Origin of the sequence: Microbacterium hydrocarbonoxydans (assembly GCF_000956475.1) — a bacterium.
In the GTDB taxonomy this organism is placed as follows: Bacteria; Actinomycetota; Actinomycetes; order Actinomycetales; family Microbacteriaceae; genus Microbacterium; species Microbacterium hydrocarbonoxydans_A.
This window is the reverse complement of record NZ_JYJB01000004.1, coordinates 60,007-76,908: the sequence shown is the minus strand read 5'-3', so window position 1 is coordinate 76,908 and position 16,902 is coordinate 60,007. Positions and strand designations below refer to the sequence as shown.

The 16,902-nt window shown below is 68.6% G+C and carries 16 protein-coding genes and 1 tRNA gene; 8 read left to right on the top strand and 9 right to left on the bottom strand.

Annotation, left to right across the window (positions count from 1 at the left end):
* Both glmU and RS84_RS01575 read right to left on the bottom strand, forming a co-directional pair.
* Nucleotides 1–1,431 carry a bifunctional UDP-N-acetylglucosamine diphosphorylase/glucosamine-1-phosphate N-acetyltransferase GlmU gene (gene glmU, locus RS84_RS01580; protein WP_045256005.1) on the bottom strand — a complete coding sequence of 477 codons (1,431 nt, stop codon included), beginning with the start codon at nucleotides 1,429–1,431 and terminating at the stop codon, nucleotides 1–3.
* A 1-nt stretch (nucleotide 1,432) separates the two neighbouring features.
* Nucleotides 1,433–1,504, bottom strand: a tRNA-Gln gene (locus RS84_RS01575).
* 134 nt (nucleotides 1,505–1,638) lie between these two features.
* On the opposite strand from RS84_RS01575, the gene RS84_RS01570 reads away from it, so the two are divergent.
* On the top strand, nucleotides 1,639–2,121 hold the full coding sequence (locus RS84_RS01570) for a GNAT family N-acetyltransferase (RefSeq protein WP_045256004.1): 483 nt from the start codon (nucleotides 1,639–1,641) through the stop codon (nucleotides 2,119–2,121).
* Nucleotides 2,118–2,612: a MarR family winged helix-turn-helix transcriptional regulator gene (locus RS84_RS01565; protein ID WP_045256003.1), complete on the top strand. Its 495-nt coding sequence runs from the start codon at nucleotides 2,118–2,120 to the stop codon at nucleotides 2,610–2,612. Before RS84_RS01570 ends, RS84_RS01565 begins: the two co-directional genes overlap by 4 nt.
* Nucleotides 2,613–2,615: 3 nt before the next feature.
* On the opposite strand, the gene RS84_RS01560 is transcribed toward RS84_RS01565, so the two are convergent.
* Nucleotides 2,616–3,557, bottom strand: a complete 942-nt coding sequence (locus tag RS84_RS01560) for a zinc-binding dehydrogenase (RefSeq protein ID WP_045256002.1) — start codon at nucleotides 3,555–3,557, stop codon at nucleotides 2,616–2,618.
* A gap of 108 nt (nucleotides 3,558–3,665) precedes the next feature.
* Here RS84_RS01560 and RS84_RS01555 point away from each other — a divergent pair, with 108 nt between their 5' ends.
* Nucleotides 3,666–4,604: a GlxA family transcriptional regulator gene (locus RS84_RS01555; protein WP_052676173.1), complete on the top strand. Its 939-nt coding sequence runs from the start codon at nucleotides 3,666–3,668 to the stop codon at nucleotides 4,602–4,604.
* 38 nt (nucleotides 4,605–4,642) lie between these two features.
* The gene (locus RS84_RS01550) at nucleotides 4,643–5,563 is read left to right on the top strand and encodes a pseudouridine synthase (protein ID WP_200891949.1); all 921 of its coding nucleotides are present in this window, start codon (nucleotides 4,643–4,645) and stop codon (nucleotides 5,561–5,563) included.
* A 59-nt stretch (nucleotides 5,564–5,622) separates the two neighbouring features.
* On the opposite strand, the gene RS84_RS01545 is transcribed toward RS84_RS01550, so the two are convergent.
* The 4 genes from RS84_RS01545 to RS84_RS01530 all read right to left on the bottom strand — a co-directional run bounded on the left by RS84_RS01545 (nucleotide 5,623) and on the right by RS84_RS01530 (nucleotide 10,149).
* The gene (locus RS84_RS01545) at nucleotides 5,623–6,282 is read right to left on the bottom strand and encodes a methionine ABC transporter permease (RefSeq protein WP_045256000.1); all 660 of its coding nucleotides are present in this window, start codon (nucleotides 6,280–6,282) and stop codon (nucleotides 5,623–5,625) included.
* A complete protein-coding gene (locus tag RS84_RS01540; protein ID WP_045255999.1) occupies nucleotides 6,282–7,325 on the bottom strand; it encodes a methionine ABC transporter ATP-binding protein in 1,044 nt (347 codons plus the stop codon). Before RS84_RS01540 ends, RS84_RS01545 begins: the two co-directional genes overlap by 1 nt.
* Nucleotides 7,326–7,400: 75 nt before the next feature.
* Complete coding sequence (locus tag RS84_RS01535; RefSeq protein ID WP_045255998.1) at nucleotides 7,401–8,318, bottom strand: MetQ/NlpA family ABC transporter substrate-binding protein; 918 nt, start codon at nucleotides 8,316–8,318, stop codon at nucleotides 7,401–7,403.
* Between the two features lie 112 nt (nucleotides 8,319–8,430).
* Nucleotides 8,431–10,149 carry a Na+/H+ antiporter gene (locus tag RS84_RS01530; protein WP_045255997.1) on the bottom strand — a complete coding sequence of 573 codons (1,719 nt, stop codon included), beginning with the start codon at nucleotides 10,147–10,149 and terminating at the stop codon, nucleotides 8,431–8,433.
* A gap of 99 nt (nucleotides 10,150–10,248) precedes the next feature.
* On the opposite strand from RS84_RS01530, the gene RS84_RS01525 reads away from it, so the two are divergent.
* Entirely contained in the window at nucleotides 10,249–11,166 is a 918-nt protein-coding gene (locus tag RS84_RS01525) for a L,D-transpeptidase (protein WP_152641725.1), read from the top strand.
* Nucleotides 11,167–11,199: 33 nt separating this feature from the next.
* Here RS84_RS01525 and RS84_RS01520 read toward each other — a convergent pair whose 3' ends face one another.
* Nucleotides 11,200–13,008: an ABC-F family ATP-binding cassette domain-containing protein gene (locus RS84_RS01520; protein WP_045255996.1), complete on the bottom strand. Its 1,809-nt coding sequence runs from the start codon at nucleotides 13,006–13,008 to the stop codon at nucleotides 11,200–11,202.
* A gap of 6 nt (nucleotides 13,009–13,014) precedes the next feature.
* A complete protein-coding gene (locus tag RS84_RS18565) occupies nucleotides 13,015–13,731 on the bottom strand; it encodes an alpha/beta hydrolase (protein ID WP_052676172.1) in 717 nt (238 codons plus the stop codon).
* A 142-nt stretch (nucleotides 13,732–13,873) separates the two neighbouring features.
* Between RS84_RS18565 and RS84_RS19520 the strand changes: the two genes are divergently transcribed.
* From RS84_RS19520 to RS84_RS01495, 3 genes are read left to right on the top strand one after another with little or no spacing between them, the layout of a single operon-like run.
* Nucleotides 13,874–15,499: an HNH endonuclease signature motif containing protein gene (locus RS84_RS19520; protein WP_235281358.1), complete on the top strand. Its 1,626-nt coding sequence runs from the start codon at nucleotides 13,874–13,876 to the stop codon at nucleotides 15,497–15,499.
* Nucleotides 15,500–15,554: 55 nt separating this feature from the next.
* Complete coding sequence (locus RS84_RS01500) at nucleotides 15,555–16,097, top strand: hypothetical protein (RefSeq protein ID WP_152641723.1); 543 nt, start codon at nucleotides 15,555–15,557, stop codon at nucleotides 16,095–16,097.
* Complete coding sequence (locus RS84_RS01495) at nucleotides 16,091–16,870, top strand: hypothetical protein (protein WP_045255995.1); 780 nt, start codon at nucleotides 16,091–16,093, stop codon at nucleotides 16,868–16,870. The genes RS84_RS01500 and RS84_RS01495 overlap by 7 nt, the downstream gene beginning before the upstream one ends.
* Nucleotides 16,871–16,902: the final 32 nt, after the last annotated feature.

Below are 16,902 nucleotides of genomic sequence, written 5' to 3'. Positions count from 1 at the left end.
CTATTCCGCCGATCGCTCTCGGGCTGCAGCATCCGCCGCACCCGTGCCTGCCCTGTTCTTCTCGACCCAGCCCTCGATGTTGCGCTGAGGCGCGACGCTCATGGCAAGCGCACCGGCCGGGACGTCCTTGCGGACGACGGCGCCGGCGCCTGTCTTCGCGCCAGCACCCAGCCTAACGGGCGCGACCAGGGTCGTGTGCGATCCGGTGTGCACCTCGTCCTCGACAACCGTGCGGTGCTTGTTGACATCGTCGTAGTTGGCGGTGATCGTGCTCGCACCGAGGTTGACGCCCCGCCCGATCGTCGCGTCCCCCACGTAGGAGAGATGCGGCACCTTGCTGCCCTCGCCGATCTCCGCGTTCTTCGTCTCGACGTAGGCGCCGATCTTCCCCTTGGCGCCGAGGACCGTGCCAGGGCGCAGGAACGAGAACGGGCCCACGGTGGCCTGAGCGCCGATCACGGCCAGCGTGGCATCGGTGCGCCGGACGGTCGCGTCCTCTCCCACCTCGCAGTCCACGAGAGTGGTGTCGGGCCCGATGGTGGCTCCCGCGGCGATCGTGGTCGCACGCAGGATCTGCGTGTGCGGGAGGATCGTCACGTCGGGGGCGAGCGTGGCGTCGTCATCGATCCAGGTGGTGGACGGGTCGATGATCGTGACCCCCTCGAGCTGCCAGCGACGGACGATGCGCTGGTTCAGCAGCCGCCCGACCTCGGCGAGCTGCGCCCGATCGTTGACCCCGAAGGTGACGGTGACATCGGAGACGACGGATGCCGCGACCCGGTCGCCGTCTCGGCGGAGGAGCCCTGGGACGTCGGTGAGGTACATCTCGCCCTGCGCGTTGTCGACCCCGATCTCCGGGAGGTACCGGCGCAGCGTCTCTGAGCGGAACACGTACATGCCGGCGTTGATCTCGCGGACGGCCTTCTCGTCGTCGGTCGCGTCCTTCTGCTCGACGATCCGGTCGACACCGCCGTCGCCGTCGCGGATCACCCGGCCGTACCCGTTCGGGTCGTCGACCACCGCAGTCATCAGGGTCGCCGGGGCCCCTGCCGCGCGGTGCTCGTCCAGGAAGGCCGCAAGCGTCTCCGCGTCGGCGAGCGGGCAGTCGCCGGAGAGCACGAGCACGTCGCCGTCGAAGTCGGCGGGAAGCGCGTCGACCGCGACCTGCACGGCACGGCCGGTGCCCGGGACCTCGTCCTGATCGACGAAGACCGCATCGGGATAGTCCTCGGCGAGCGCGGCGACGACCCGGTCGCGCTCATGGCGGACGACGACCTCGACGTGATCGGCTCCGAGCCGCGCGGCCGTGGTCAGCACGTGCCCGACCAGCGGACGACCGCCGATCGGATGCAGCACCTTCGGCAGGCGCGACTTCATGCGTGTTCCCTGACCTGCGGCGAGGATGATGATCGCGAGATTGTTCCCAGTCATGCTCCGCCGCCAGGACTCGAACCTAGACCTCACAGCTCCAAAGGCTGTCGTGCTGCCATTACACCACGGCGGACCACAGCCCCTCGGGCTCGGTGAGCCTGTCGACGGGTCTGCCCCACAAGTCTGCCATGTCCGCCTGGGTGTGACCGGCCCTGGCCCGAACCATCGTGACACGTATCGGAAACACGGTCCTGGAAGGCTGAGCCCATGAGCTTCGTCATCGAGCGCGTCCTGAGGTCGACGCCCGCACTTTCCGCCTTCATCGCGGCGCATCATGCCGACATGCAGGGCACCGCTCCGCCCGAGAGCCAGCACGCGCTGGCCGTCGAACGGCTCTTCACCCCCGGCATCCGCCTGTTCGCGACGACGGCCGAAGGGCGGATCGTCGCGACCGGCGCCCTGGCACCGGTGGAAGACGGCCACGAGGAGCTCAAGTCGATGCGCACCGACCCGAGCATGCGCGGCCGCGGGCTCGGGCGCGCGATGCTCGCGTTCCTGATCGATGACGCCGCAGAGCGCGGCATCCGCCGGCTCTCGCTCGAGACCGGGCGCCACGATTTCTTCGCGCCGGCTCGCGCGATGTATGCGAAGGCGGGGTTCGTCGAGTGCGCGGCCTTCGGTCGCTACCAGCCGGATGAGAACAGCGCGTTCATGACTCTGGTGCCGGTGCCCGCGATAATGGTCGGATGAGCGAGCTGGATGAGGTCGACAGGATCGTCGGCGCGTGGAACACGCAGCGACCCGACCTCGACTTCTCCCCTCTCGAGGTGCTGTCGCGCGTGGATCGACTGACGCGGCTGCTCGATCGGGCCCGCCGCGACGTCTTCCGTCGCAGCGATCTCGAGCCCTGGGAGTGGGATGTGCTGTCCGCGCTCCGCCGCGCCGGCGCCCCTTTCCAGCTCTCCCCCAAGCAGCTGCTGCAGCAGACGCTGGTCTCCAGCGGCACGATGACGAACCGCATCGACCGGCTCGTCGGGCGGCGCTTCGTGCGTCGCGAGTCCGACCCGGCCGACGGGCGGAGCGTGCTGGTGACGCTCACGGATGACGGACGGATCCGGGTGGATGCCGCGATCACCCGCCTCGTCGATGTGGAGGCCGACCTGCTGCAGGGGCTCTCGCGCAGCGACCGCGAGCGGCTGGCCGGCCTCCTTCGAAAGCTCAGTCTGAGCTTCGACGCCTGACCTCTACACGCTCGGATCGACGACGACGGCCACCTTGCCGGTGACGCGGCCCGACTCCACGCGCTCCTGCGCCGCCGCGAGCTCCTCCAGCGGGAACTGGGAGTCCAGGTGCACGGTGACCCGGCCCGACTCGGCGAGTTCGGCGATCTCGGCCAGCTGCGACCCCGACGCCGCCACGAGGATCCGCTCGACCGGGTCGGCGCCCCAGGACGCGAGCTGCGCGGCCTGGGCCTCGGACAGGCCGGTGATGGTGATCACCGCGGTGCCCTGCGAGACGGCGCCGCGCGGCGGGAGCGTGTCGTCGACCGTGATGATCACCGCATCCACCGGTGCGAGCGCGGCGAGCGCCGCCTCGTCGTGGTAGTCCACGACCTCCTGGGCACCCCAGGACAGCAGAAGTCCGTGCTTCGCGGGGCTGCCGGTGGCGACGACGTCGGCTCCGCGAGCCGCAGCGAGCTGGACCGCGAGATGGCCGACTCCGCCGGCACCTCCGAGGACGAGCACGCGCTGCCCCTTCCCGACCTCCGCCGCCTCGAGCGCCTGCCATGCGGTGAGCGCGGTCAGCGGCGCAGCCCCTGCCTGCGCGGTCGTCCACGACAAGGGAGCCGGTGCGAGATCGGCCGCCGCGACCACGGCGTAGTCGGCGAGCGTGTGCGCCGCCGCGGGGAACGCCGCGAGCGCGAACACGCGATCGCCGACCGCCCAGTCTTCGACGCCGGCCCCCACCGCCGCGACGACGCCCGCGACATCCCAGCCCGGGTGATCGGTGTACCTGATCGGGCCGAAGTCCCTCGCGGCCGCGCGGATCTTCACGTCGACGGGGTTGAGCCCGGCTGCGCCGACCCTGACGAGCACCTCCCCGGGACCGGGCGCCGGCACCTCGACGTCGATGACGGAGATGACCTCTGCCGCGGGGCCGGCACCGGAGTACTTCGCTGAACGCACGTGATTCGCCTTTCTTCTCTGTGGCCGATCTGGCCAGCGCATCCAGCCTGATAGATCCGGTGCCACCGCGACAGTGGCCGGATGGACAACATGTGTCACGATATAGCCATGCATAGAATCGCCGTCGTCGCTCTGCCTGGAGTGTTCCCGTACGAGCTGGGCGTGCCGGCTCGCTTCTTCCGCGCGGCGCTCCACGACGCAGAGCCGCTGTACTCCGTGACCACGTGCAGCCTCGACGGCGCTCCCGTCCAGACGAATGCGGATTTCTCCGTCGCACCGACCGCCGATCGCAGCGCTCTGGAGACGGCAGACACCATCATCGTCCCGCCCTGGAGCGCCGCGGAGTTCTCGGGAGACCCCATCGGGCTCGCCGACTTCGCCGATCGGCGGATCGTCAGCTTCTGCACGGGAGCATTCACGGTGGCGGCATCCGGCCTCCTCGACGGCCTCGAGGCGACCACTCACTGGTGCGCCGCCGAGGAATTCGCGCGGCGGTTCCCGCAGGTGCGCCTGCGCACCGATGAGCTCTTCGTCGACTCGGGCCGGATACTCACAGCGGCCGGGGCCTCGGCCGCTGTCGACGCCACGATGCACCTGATCGCGAGCGACCACGGCTCTGCCGTCGCCGCCGCCGTCTCCCGGGCGACCCTCGCCGCGCCGCATCGCGGAGGCGGCCAGCGCCAGTTCGTCGATCGTCCTGCTGTGATCGCCCCTGCCGGAGCGGGCTCTGCGAGCGACATCCAGAGCTGGCTGATGGCCCGCATCGACGAGCCCCTGTCGCTGGCCGAAGTCGCCGACAGCTTCGGGATGAGCGTTCGCACCCTGACCCGCCGCTTCCGCGCCGAGACCGGCCGGACAGTCGGCGACTGGTTCGCGGATGCCAGGGTCGATCGCGCGCGCGAGCTCCTGGAGACGACCGATCTGCCGGTGGATGCCGTCGCGGCGGGCTCTGGCTTCGCCACGGCTGCGGCGCTGCGCAAGCACTTCCGCGAGCGGATCGGCCTGGCGCCGCAGCAGTACCGCTCACGCTTCACCCGAGCGGCCTAGAGCGGGGCGCAGAGCCGCGTAGGCTTGACCGAATGGGCATGCCCTCCCCCCTCCCCGTGCGCGACGGCGTCGGCGCGACCCGCCTGCACGTGCCGATGACGGGCGCCTGGCCCACGATCGCCGCCTACATGATCGAGCGGTTCTTCCACCTCGACCCCGAGCGACTGCTGACGCGCTTCGACCGCGGCGAGATCGTGGCCCGCGATGGCAGCGCCCTCAGCCGCGACACACCCCTGGGCGCAGAGGAGTTCGTCTGGTACTACCGCGAGCCGCCGGCGGAGAAGGCCATCCCGTTCGAGGTCGAGGTGCTGCATCAGGATCGCGACCTCGTGGTGGTCGACAAGCCGCACTTCCTGCCGACCACGCCGGGAGGGAAGTTCGTGCAGAACTCGGCGCTCGTGCGGCTGCGCAATCTGCTCGGCATCCCCGAACTCACCCCGATCCACCGCCTCGACCGCGCCACCGCCGGCCTGCTGATGTTCTCTACCCGTCCGCAGACCCGCGGCGCCTACCAGCTCCTGTTCGAGAACCGTCAGGTGCGGAAGGTGTACGAGGCGGTCTCGGCCCGGCCTGCGCACTGGGATGCATCGGCGTTCCCGCTCGTGTACCGCAACCACATCGTCAAGAACCGCGGCGAGGTGTGCGTGCAGGTGGACGCCGATCGTGAGCCGAACTCCGAGACGCTCATCGAGGTGCTCTCCGCCGACGACCGAACCGTGCACACGCTGCTTCGTCCGCACAGCGGCAAGATGCACCAGCTGCGCGTTCATCTCGCAGCCCTCGGGCTAGGCATCCTGAACGACGGCTTCTACCCCGTGCTGCTGCCTGAGGCCCCCGACGACTTCGACAGGCCCTTGCAGCTGCTCGCACGCGAGCTGCGCTTCGTCGATCCGCTGAGCGATCAGGAGCGAGTCTTCACGACCCGCCGTCGGCTGGCGCTCGCTCCTCCGGCTCCCTGAGCGCTCGCGCGCTTGCTCCCTGAGCCCTCGCCCCCTGGGTCCCTGAGCCCGTCGAAGGGTCAGCGCCGCATGACCTTTCGCGCGAGCCGGGTGCCCAGCAGCTGCACCAGATGCACGAAGGCGACGATCAGGATGATCGCGGCCCACATCACGACCGGCTCGAACTGCCGGAAGCCATAGATCTGCGCGAACGCGCCGAGGCCTCCGCCGCCGATGAGTCCTGCCATAGCGGTCATGTCGATCAGCGCGACGACGATGAACGTGTAGCCGAGGATGAGCGGGCCGAGGGACTCGGGGATGGCCACCGTGAACAGGATCCGCCAGGGGCCTGCGCCCATGGATCGCGCTGCTTCGATCACTCCGGGCGAGACCGACACGAGATGCTGTTCGACGATGCGGCCGATCGCGAATGAGGCGGCGAGTCCGATGATGAAGGCTCCCGCGGTCGTGCCGATGCCGACGCCCACGACCACTCGGGCGAGCGGCTGCGCGACGGCCATGAAGATCACGAACGGGATCGGGCGGAAGAAGTTCACCACGAAGTTGAGGAGCGCGGCGATGACGCGGTTCTGCAGCAGTCCCCCGGGGCGGGTCACATAGAGCAGTACGCCGATGACCAGCCCGAGCACACCCGCGAGCAGCAGGGCGAATGAGGTCATGTAGAGGGTCTCGAGCGCGGCCTTCCAGAACTCCGGCCACAGTTCGTTCAGACGATCCATCAGCGGACCTCCTCTCCCGCGATGACGGTCACTTCGACACGTTCGGCGATGCTCTCGAGCGCTCGATCGATCGACGAGGCGTCACCGCGGATCGCGAGGGTCAGATGACCGAACGCGCGCCCGCGGATGTCGTTGATGCCTCCGTAGATCAGCTCGAAGTCGAGCCCCGCGGCTGCGAGGTCGACGAACACCTGGGCCTGCGAGGAGTCGCCGTCGCGGAACGAGAACGTCACGATCCGGCCTTCGTGACGCTCGCGCAGCACGGCGAGCTCGGCGGGCGTGGGCACGCCCTTGACGACCGTGCCCACGAATCGCTGCGACGCCGGGTTCTGCGGCGCCGAGAACACGTCGAACACGTCTCCCTGCTCGATCACCCGCCCCTGCTCCATCACGGCCACCTTCGTGGCGATCGTCTGGATGACGTCCATCTCGTGGGTGATGACGATGATGGTGACGCCCTGCTCCTGGTTCACGCGCTTCAGGAGGTCGAGCACCTCGTGCGTGGTCTGCGGATCGAGCGCGCTGGTCGCCTCGTCTGCAAGCAGGATCGCCGGGCGGGTCGCCAGAGCACGTGCGATGCCGACGCGCTGCTTCTGCCCACCAGAGAGCTGCTCCGGATACGCCTTGGCCTTGTCTGAGAGACCGACGAAGCCGAGCAGCTCCGTCACCCGGGCATCGATGTCGTTCTTCGACCAGCCGGCGAGCGTGAGCGGGTAGGCGATGTTCGCTTTGACGGTCTTCGCTGCGAACAGGTTGAACTGCTGGAAGATCATGCCGATGCCGCCGCGGACCTTGCGCAGCTCGCGCTCCCTGAGCGCGGTGATGTCCACGCCGTCGACCGTGATCGTCCCCGCACTCGCGGGTTCGAGGGCGTTGATCAGCCGGACGAGCGTCGACTTGCCGGCCCCGGAGTATCCGATGATGCCGAACACGTCTCCCTTCTCGATCGAGAGGGTGACGTCGTCGACGGCGACCACGTCGCCGGCGCCCGGCGACCGCGACGGATACGTCTTCGAGACGTTCGTGAGGGTGACGATCGGCATGTGCGGCTCCGGTCTACTGCTGCCAACGGAGAATCGGGTGGCGCGATGCGCCACCCGATTCTCTCAGTCGTGGTGTTACTTGTTGTCCTTCGTGTCCGCTTCGACCTTCTTCAGCGACGCCACGAGGTCCTCGACCGGGGTCTGCAGCGCGACCGCCGTGTTGCCGGAGGACTCGAGCAGGCCCGCCTGCACGTCCTTGTCGGTCTGGAAGATCTCGACCAGCTTCTGGTAGGTCTTGTTGTCGGCGTCCTCCGCGCGGGCGGCGAAGATGTTGACGTACGGCAGCGCGTTCGGGTCCTCGGGGTCGTCCTGCGCGATCGCGTCTTCGAACGTGAGTCCGGCATCTTCGACGAAGTCGTTGTTGATGATCGCGGCGGCCACGTCGGGCAGCGAGGTCGGGATGAGGGCTGCCTCGAGAGCGGTGACCTTGACCTTGGACTTCTCGGTGTCGATGTCGGCGATGTCGGAGAAGATGGTGCCGCCGCTCTTGAGCTCGACGAGTCCTGCCGACTGCAGCACGAGCAGAGCACGCGCCTGGTTCGAGGCGTCGTCCGGCACGGCGACGGTCTCGCCCTTCGGGATGTCCTTCACGTCGTCGTACTTCTTCGAGTACAGCCCGAGCGGATAGATCGCGGTCGACCCGATCGGCACGAGGTCCGAGCCGGAGGCGTCGTTGTACTCGGCGAGGTACACGATGTGCTGGAACTGGTTGAGGTCGATCTCGCCCTCGGTGAGCGCAGGGTTGGGCTGCTCGTACGAGCCGAAGTCGACGAGCTCGACCGTGATGCCCTCATCGGCTGCTGCGTCGACGAACGGCGCCCACTGCGCGTCGCCCTTGCCGACGACGCCGATCCTGACGGTCTCGCTCTCGGAGGAGTCGCCCGAGCCGGAGCCGGAGCCTGTGGAGTCGGATGCCGTCGCGCAGCCTGCGAGGGCGACGAAGAGCGGCACCGCGGCGAGCGCTGCGATGAGGGACGTTGTGCGACGAGTCATGTGAAGGGTTCCTCTCTTGGGGGACTCTTCAACGGTAGGCAGGGGTCCTGCATCCGATGGAATCGAGTGTCACACGACGTCACAGCCCTGCGTCCCTGAGCCGGTGGAAGGGTCAGTCGAATTCCTCGATGCCCTGCAGGCGCACCTGCTCGAGGTCGAGGCGCGCCGAGATGCGCCTGACCACCATGTCGTCGACGGCGCCCGAGCGGCGCAGCCCCAGCAGCACCTCGCGCTTGCGATCGAGCAGCGCGAGCTTGAGACGCGTGTGCTCCTCATGCCTGATGAGCGGCGAGCGCTGCGCGAGGTCGACCGCGGTCGACGTCGCGATGATCTGCAGCGATCCGCCGCTGCCGGCAGCATCCGCATCGACCATCTCCACGCCGGCGCCGTCGTACGGATCGGGTTCGTCGAGCATGGCGTCGAGGGCGCTGGCCTCGGCGTCGACGACGGCCTGCTCCCGAGCGAGGGCACGCGCATTCGCGTACTCGAGCATCGTGTACCCCTCGCTGCGCACTCGGTCGAGCACCTCCTGGCCGATGCCGTGCTCGAGCGCGAGATCGTCGAGAGCGGCGAGCGCCGCACCCGAGATCGTGCGCTCGGCGAGCTCGTACTCCTGAATCTCCGCGGTGTCGGTCGGCGGATTCGCCCATCGCACGACCGCCGGGAGAAGCGGCCCCTGCACGAGAAGGCTGAGCAGGATGACGCCCGCGGTGACGACGACGATCTCGTCACGTCCCGCTCCCCCGATTCCCGCGGGAACCGACAGCGCGATCGCGAGCGATACGGCACCTCGCATACCGGCGACGGTCGAGACCAGGCGCATGCGAGAACGGAGTCCGCGCGGCGGCCGCGGGCCTGTCTGCCGCTGGAAGGGCACGTTGAGCAGCTGGAAGACGTAGCGCACGACGAGAAGCGCGACCCAGACCGCGAGCGTGGTCAGCACCAGCCGGCCGACGGCCGCGGCCGAGATCTCGTGCACGACGTACTGCACCTCGAGTCCGATCAGCACGAACAGCGCGCCGTTGAGAAGGTAGACGCCGAAGGGGAACGCCGCCTCGGACTGGCGGCGCGACGAGGCCGTTGTGATGCGCGGCGAGACGTACGCGATCACGAGTCCGGCCACGACGACCGCGAGCACCCCGGAGGCGTGCATGATCTCGGCGAGCAGGAAGGCCGTGAACGGCACGAGCAGAAGGGTGACGTTGATGACGGCGGTGCGCGTCGCGCGCCGCAGGAGCAGATACGCCAGCGCGGCGATCACGGCGCCCGCCAGCACCCCGCCGACGTACGACACGAGCAGCGTCCATGTGATGCTCCACGGCGTGACGTCGCCGCCGACGGCGAGCGAGATCGCGATGGCGTACAGCACGAGCGCCGTACCGTCGTTCGTGAGGCTCTCGGCTTTGAGCTTCATGAATGTGCGCCGGGGCAGGAGCCGGCCGAGAGCGGCCACAGCCGTCGCATCCGGAGGCGCGACCGCGGCGCCGAGGATGAGGGCGATCTCCCACGGCATCCCCAGGAGGACTCCGACGCCCGCGACCGCAAATGCCGACGCGACCACGAGCAGAGTGCTCATCGGCAGGATGTAGCGGAAGTCGCGCCTGATCGAGCGCAGCGAGGTCGTCAGGCTCTCCCAGAACAGCATCACCGGAAGGAACAGCAACAGCACGGTCTCCGGCGGCAGCTGCACTTCGCGGAGTGCGGGGACGAACCCGAGGAGCAAGCCGAACACGACCAGCACGAGCGGCAGCGCGACGCGTATGCGCGGTGCCAGCAGGGTGCCCGCAAGGATCGTGAGCCCGAGCAGGACGGTGACTTCGAGACCTTCCATCTCTACCTCCCAACGCTGCCTCAGGTGAATCGTATTCCCTCGGGGACTGCGCCGTGCCCCGGGGTGGCGGCATCGCGCCTCGCCACGCAAGATGGAGTCGTGCACTCCAGCGAACCGCGGCATTCCCCCGCCCGACGAGGACTGTGGTGGGGTCTGGGCGCCGTCGTCGCTCTCCTCGCGATCGCGGCATCCGCCGTCCTGTTCTGGCCGCGCACCGCCGAGGTCACCGCCCCCGCCCCCTCGCCGCGGGCCCCGGCCGAAACTCCGCTGCCGACTCCGGAGCCGACGCCCACCTCGACCGGCTTCCCCGTGAACACGTCGATCTACGACACCTCAGCGCTGCCTCAGGTCGACGTCTTCGCCGTGATCCCTGCGCTGCCCGTCGACGCCGACCCCTCGCAGCCGTTCGCGGGATTCGCCGCGCGGTCGAAGGAGACGGCGGCGCCCGTGTGGGCCGATCCCACGGGCGAGCCGGTCGCGGCGCTCCCCCGCGACTTCGAGTTCGACGGAACAACCGTGGCTGTCGTCGAGAAGCAGGAGCACTGGCTGCGCGTGCTGCTGACCGGGCGCCAGGCGCTGCCGTCGGCCGGGAACTCCGCGCAGCTCTCCGGCTGGGTGCGCACGGCCGACGTCGACCTCACGCCGGTCGACGCGACGGTCGAGGTGAGCCTGACCGCGCGCACGATCGACATCGTGCGGGGCGAGGCCAGAGAGCGCATCGCCACCGACTTCGCATCCGGCACGGCCGACACGCCGACGCCGCTGGGCCGGTCGTTCGTCATGATGACGCGGGTCGTGCCCGAGTTCGGCTACACCCGCGGCAACCCGATGATCTACCTGTCCGTGCAGTCGCCGACGCTCGACGGGTTCGGAGGCGACCCCGCCGCGGTCACTGCGTTCCACTACCACGATGCCCGCAGCGGGGCGATCTCGAACGGCTGCATCCGTCTGGATGCCGAGGCCATCGCGAAGCTCAGCCAGTTGCCGCAGGGCACAGGCGTGCGCATCCTGCCCTGACGAAAGGCTGGCTCCGGCTTCGGGGCGCCGCTGTCAGCCGATCTCCTCCGTGAGCTCGAACCAGCGGAGCTCGAGCTCCTCGATCTCGGCTTCGGTGTCGCCGATCGCCTTCATCTTGTCGCCGAGGCCGGCGTAGTCGGCCTGGTCGTGATCCGCGAGCGCGTGCTTGGCCTTGTCGACCTGCTCGGTGAGCTTCTGGATGCGGCGCTCGAGGGCCGCGACCTCCTTCTGCGCGGTGCGCAGAGCTGCTCCGTCGAGCCCCTTGGGCGCCGCCTTCGCGTCGTTGGCGTCGACCGGCTTCGCGGGCTCTGCGTCCTGCAGATGACGCAGCCGCAGGTACTCGTCGACACCGCCGGGGAGGTGACGCAGGCGTCCCCCGAGGATGGCGTACTGCTGATCGGTCACGCGCTCGAGGAAGTACCGGTCGTGGCTCACGACCAGCAGCGTGCCGGACCACGAGTCCAGCAGATCTTCGATCGCGGCGAGCATGTCGGTGTCGAGGTCGTTGGTCGGCTCGTCGAGGATCAGGACGTTGGGCTGATCGAGCAGCACGAGCAGGAGCTGCAGGCGGCGCTGCTGGCCACCCGAGAGGTCCTTGACGGGCGTCGACAGCTGGGCCGATGAGAACCCGAGGCGCTCGAGAAGCTGACCGGGCGTCAGATCCTGCGCCTTCGATCCGGCGCCGAGGGTGTATGAGGTGCGCAGACCGGAGATCACGACGCGCACCGGCTCGTTCCAGTACTGGTCGAGTTCGTCGAGGCGCTGCGTGAGTGTCTGCACCTTGACGGTCTTGCCGCGCTTGACGCGGCCCGTGGTCGGTTCGACGGTGCCGGAGATCAGGCCCAGGAGAGTCGATTTGCCCGCGCCGTTCACGCCCAGGATGCCGGTGCGCTCGCCCGGCGCGATGCGCCACTCGATGTCGCGCAGGACCTGCTTCTCTCCGCCCGCCGAGGGGTACGTCACGCCGACATCGAGCAGGTCCACGACGTCCTTGCCGAGGCGCGAGACGGCGAGCGACTGCAGCGACACCTTGTCGCGGATCTCCGGGACGTCGGCGATCAGCTCGTTGGCCGCGTCGATGCGGAACTTCGGCTTGCTCGTGCGCGCGGGGGCGCCACGGCGCAGCCAGGCGAGCTCCTTGCGCGCCAGGTTCTGGCGCTTGGCCTCTGTGGCGGCGGCCATCCGGTCGCGCTCGACACGCTGCAGGATGTACGCCGCGTAGCCGCCCTCGAAGGGCTCGACGATGCGGTCGTGCACCTCCCAGGTCTCGGTGCAGATCTCGTCGAGGAACCACCGGTCGTGTGTCACGACCAGCAGCGCGCCGGAGTTCGGGCTCCACCGCTTCTTGAGGTGGCCGGCGAGCCAGCTGATGGCCTCGACATCGAGATGGTTGGTCGGCTCGTCGAGCGCGATCACGTCCCAATCTCCCGCGAGCAGCTTCGCGAGCGACACGCGGCGGCGCTGGCCGCCCGAGAGGGAGCCGATCTCGGCATCCCACGGCAGATCCTTCAGCAGCCCCTCGATGACGTCGCGGATGCGCGCGACGCCCGCCCATTCGTGCTCGGGCATGTCTCCGACGACGGCCTCGCTGATCGTCACGTCGTCGGCGAGCGTGTCGGCCTGGCTGAGGACGCCGATGGTGGTGCCGCCACGCACCGTGACGCGCCCCGAATCCGGCTCTTTCAGGCCTGCCAGCATCCCGAGCAGGCTGGACTTGCCATCGCCGTTGCGGCCGACGATGCCGATCCGATCCCCCTCCTCGATCCCCAGGGTCACGGAGTCGAAGACGACCCTGGTCGGATATTCGAGGTGGAGGGCTTCAGCCCCGAGAAGATGTGCCATGTCTCTTCAAGAGTACTGGCCGAACACCTCAGGGACGGCGGCCGTGAACTCGTCGAAGTGGCTGTACCAGACGGTGTGGGCGGCCGAGCGGATGCCGCGCACGCTGACGCCGTGTGCGGCGAAGCGGCGCTTGTCGTCGTCGGTGACCCAGTTGCTCGGTTCGGCGTGCACGAGGACCGCCCCGCGCTCGGGCATCAGCGTGACGTCGTCACCGCAGGAGATCGACGCGCTGGTCGCCGGATCGAAGCGGGCCGCAGCGCGCGCCTCGACCTCGGCATCCCTGGCCGTATAGAAGGGCCTCGTACTCCGCAGCCAATCCGTGCTCTGGCGATTCCGGCGATCGCTCTCGTAGCGGGCGGTGAACTGCGCCCGATCGTGGCCGCCGGTGAATGACAGCGCAGAGTCGATGTAGACGGTCACGTCGGCGTCGATGGCGGCTGCAGCGAGCACCGTGGCGCCATAGGAATGGCCGAGCGCGTGGAGCGGGCGCTGCGGATGCGTCTCCCGGAGCGTGGCGGCGACGGATGCTGCGGCCTTCGCGACCGTGAGATCAGGGTCGCGCGGGGAGAGACCGTGGCCGGGAAGGTCCATCGCGAGGACGCGGTAGCCGCGGTCGACCAGTAGCGGGATGACGCGCCACCAGCTCTCCGTGGACCCCATCAGGCCGTGCAGCAGGAGGGCGGTCTTGTCGCCGCGTCCGACGTCGGTGGTGTGCAGCAGCATCCGCTGGTCCTGTCGTGTGGTGACGGGGTCTCGGGCCACCCTACGCGATGTCGTTATCGTTCCGTGACCTTCTCGCCGCTTCCGCGCGTCGAATCTTCGTTCGAATGTCGGTGGTGCCTGGTGTACTGGATTCATGGACGCGATGATCGACGCAACCGACTCGCAGATGGCGACGCTCGCCGATCTGCTCGAGTCTCTTGCCGCGGCCGATGCGACGGTGAACGCCATGATGGCTGCCCGCGACGGGCTGCTCGCCCTCGCCGGGCGGGTGGCGATCGACATCGCGAAACAGGGCGACCACAGCGACGACGGCGACATGACGATGCGCGTGGTGGCTGCGGAGATCGGGCAGCGGCTGCGGGTCAGCGACCGCACCATGGCGCGGCGGATCGCTCAGGCATCGTGGCTGGTCGACGGATTCCCGACCGTGTGGGCGGCGCAGGGTGCCGGTCGTATCACGGCGGCGCACGCGCACGTGATCGTCGAGTCGGGGGCTCATCTGATGGATGCCGCTCTGCGCGAGGCGTACGTCGCTGCCGTGATGCCGCTCGCCGAGGCAGAGTCTCCGAATCGGCTGCGTCCTCTCGCGCGACGCATCGCCGAGCGATTCCACGAGCTCCCGGTCGACGAGCGTCACCGCACGGCACGGTCGCGGCGGCGGGTGTGGGTGCGCGATCAGGAAGATGCGATGGCTGACCTCACGCTGCACGGGCCGGCGGTGCTCGTGCACGCCATGATGGATCGGCTGTCTCAGATGGCGCACGAGATCCGCACCGACAATCTGAGGGCGGCGAAGGAGGCGCGTGCCGCCGACACCGAGTTCGCGCCCGACACTCGTTCCGTCGACGAGATCCGCGCCGATCTGCTCGCCGATCTGGTGCTCACCGGCGCCCCTGCCGGGCACGACAGCGCCGATGCGCTGCTGGGCGAGATCCGCGCGCGCATCGAAGTCACGGTGCCTGTGACGACCCTGATGGCCCAGGACCTCAGAACGGATGCTCGCTCCTCCGATGCTCGGTCAGGCGAGCCCGCAGGCGGGTCGTTGAACGAGCCCGGAGACCGCTCCTCGAGCGAACCCCGAGACCGCTCGTCGAGCGAACCCGCAGACCAGTCGTGGAGCGAACCCGCAGACCAGTCGTGGAGCGAACCCGCAGACCAGTCGTGGAGCGAACCCGCAGACCAGTCGTGGAGCGAACCCCCAGACCGGTCGTCGAGCGAACCCCCAGATCGGTCGTTGAGCGAGCGCAGCGAGACGAAACGCCCCTCCCCCGGCGCGTTCCCGCCTGCCCTTCTCGATGGGGTCGTCCCGATCGACTCCCGCACGGCGCGCCTTCTCGCGGGCAGAGCCACCGGCTGGGATCGCGTTCTCACTCATCCCGTCACCGGAACGGTTCTGGCCACCGACCGATACCGACCGCCGGAACAGCTGAGGCGTCATCTTCGCGCCCGCGACCAGAGGTGCCGGTTCCCGACCTGCGGACTCCCTGCTCGCAAGTGCGACCTCGATCACAACGATGCGGCCTCGACCGGCGGCGCGACCAGCGAGGGCAACCTGAGCGCTTTCTGCCGTCGACATCACACGTTGAAACATGCTTCTCCTTGGCACGTGCGGCATAGAACTGACGGCCTGATCGAATGGACGAGCCCGACAGGGAGGACCTATGTGGACACTCCCCCGATCCCGAACACCGTCGTGTTCACGCCGGAGACGGCTGATCCGTTCGATTCGGCCGAGTCGTTCGTCGACAGCGTGCGCGCCCCGTTCTGACGCAGCCTGTGGATAACTCTCCCGCAGCACCCCGGGTTCGGGTTACCGTGTCGGAGTGACATCGCACAGGACCGCCGCCCACGCTCTCGCCGGCATCAGCGCGCTTGTGTTGACCGTCGGATTCCTGTCGGGATGCACGCCGGAGCCGGATCCCACGCCGACCCCGACCGCCGCGTTCGCCAGCGAGGAGGAGGCGTTCGCGGCGGCGGAGGAGGTCTATCGGTCGTACACGGAGGCCGTGAATCTCGAACGAGATGGCGATGACAGCGTCGACCCCTTGGGCTTTCTCGTCGGAGAAGCGCTTGACGGAAGCCTCGACACGTCGAACAAACTTCAATCCCAGGAGCTGCGGATCGTGGGGGACAGTTTCGTTCTCGCGTTCACCGGACAGTCCGCGGACTTCCCGAACGGCGAAGGAGCGACCGTTACGGCTCTGGTGTGTCTTGATGTCAGTTCCACGGTAGTTCTCGACTCCTCCGACAGCGATGTCACACCCTCTGATCGTGCCGGGCACGTGCCGCTGGATGTTAAGTTCATCGACTCCGGTGACGGGCTCCGAATCTCACAATCTGAACTAGCTGAGGCCGCCGCATGCTGATCACCGCGGCGATCTTGAGCGGGCTAATTGCGTCGCCCTTAGGCTCGCCGCTGCACGTCGCAACAGGATGTGACGCCAACCTCGCCGCCGCTGGTCTGTGCGGCGAGTCGAACGGCACCGTGCTGGATATCTCCCAGACACACCAAGATCCAGGCACCGACAACACCAATAACTCTTCCGGGGGCACCAACCCGGGCACCGGTACCCCGTTTCCTCCCTGCGTCATGTACCTCAACGAGCGGTGCGTCGACTACATCTTCCAGCGTGCCGAAGAGGCGAGCCCCGGCGCTCCGACCATCACGATCACCGACCTGGCTTCCTTCGCACCCAAGCCGACGGCACTCGCAGTCGAGCCCGGCAACGCCGGCATCGCCAACATGCCCGCGAATTTCCTCGCCGCGGAATCCGTCCATACGCAGACCGGAACCTTGTTCGACATCCCACTCACGGTCCGCTTCACTCCGATCGCCTACGACTACACCTACGGCGACGGAACCACCGCCACGATCACCACACCAGGTCGATCGTGGGCGGACCTCGGCCAGGCTCAGTTCACGCCAACTCCGACGAGCCACGTGTACATGGAGCGCGGAACATATGAGGCCGATGTCGATGTCCGCTACACAGCTGAGATCGACTTCGGACTCGGCTGGTATCCCGTCAGCGGCGAGTTGACCAGCGACGGGCCGAGCCAGCAGATCCAGATCTTCGAGGCGCACACCGCCCTCGTCGCCCACACCTGCACGGAGAGGCCGACCGCGCCCGGTTGCTGACTGGCGACGGGCATCGCCAGCCGCGCAAAGGG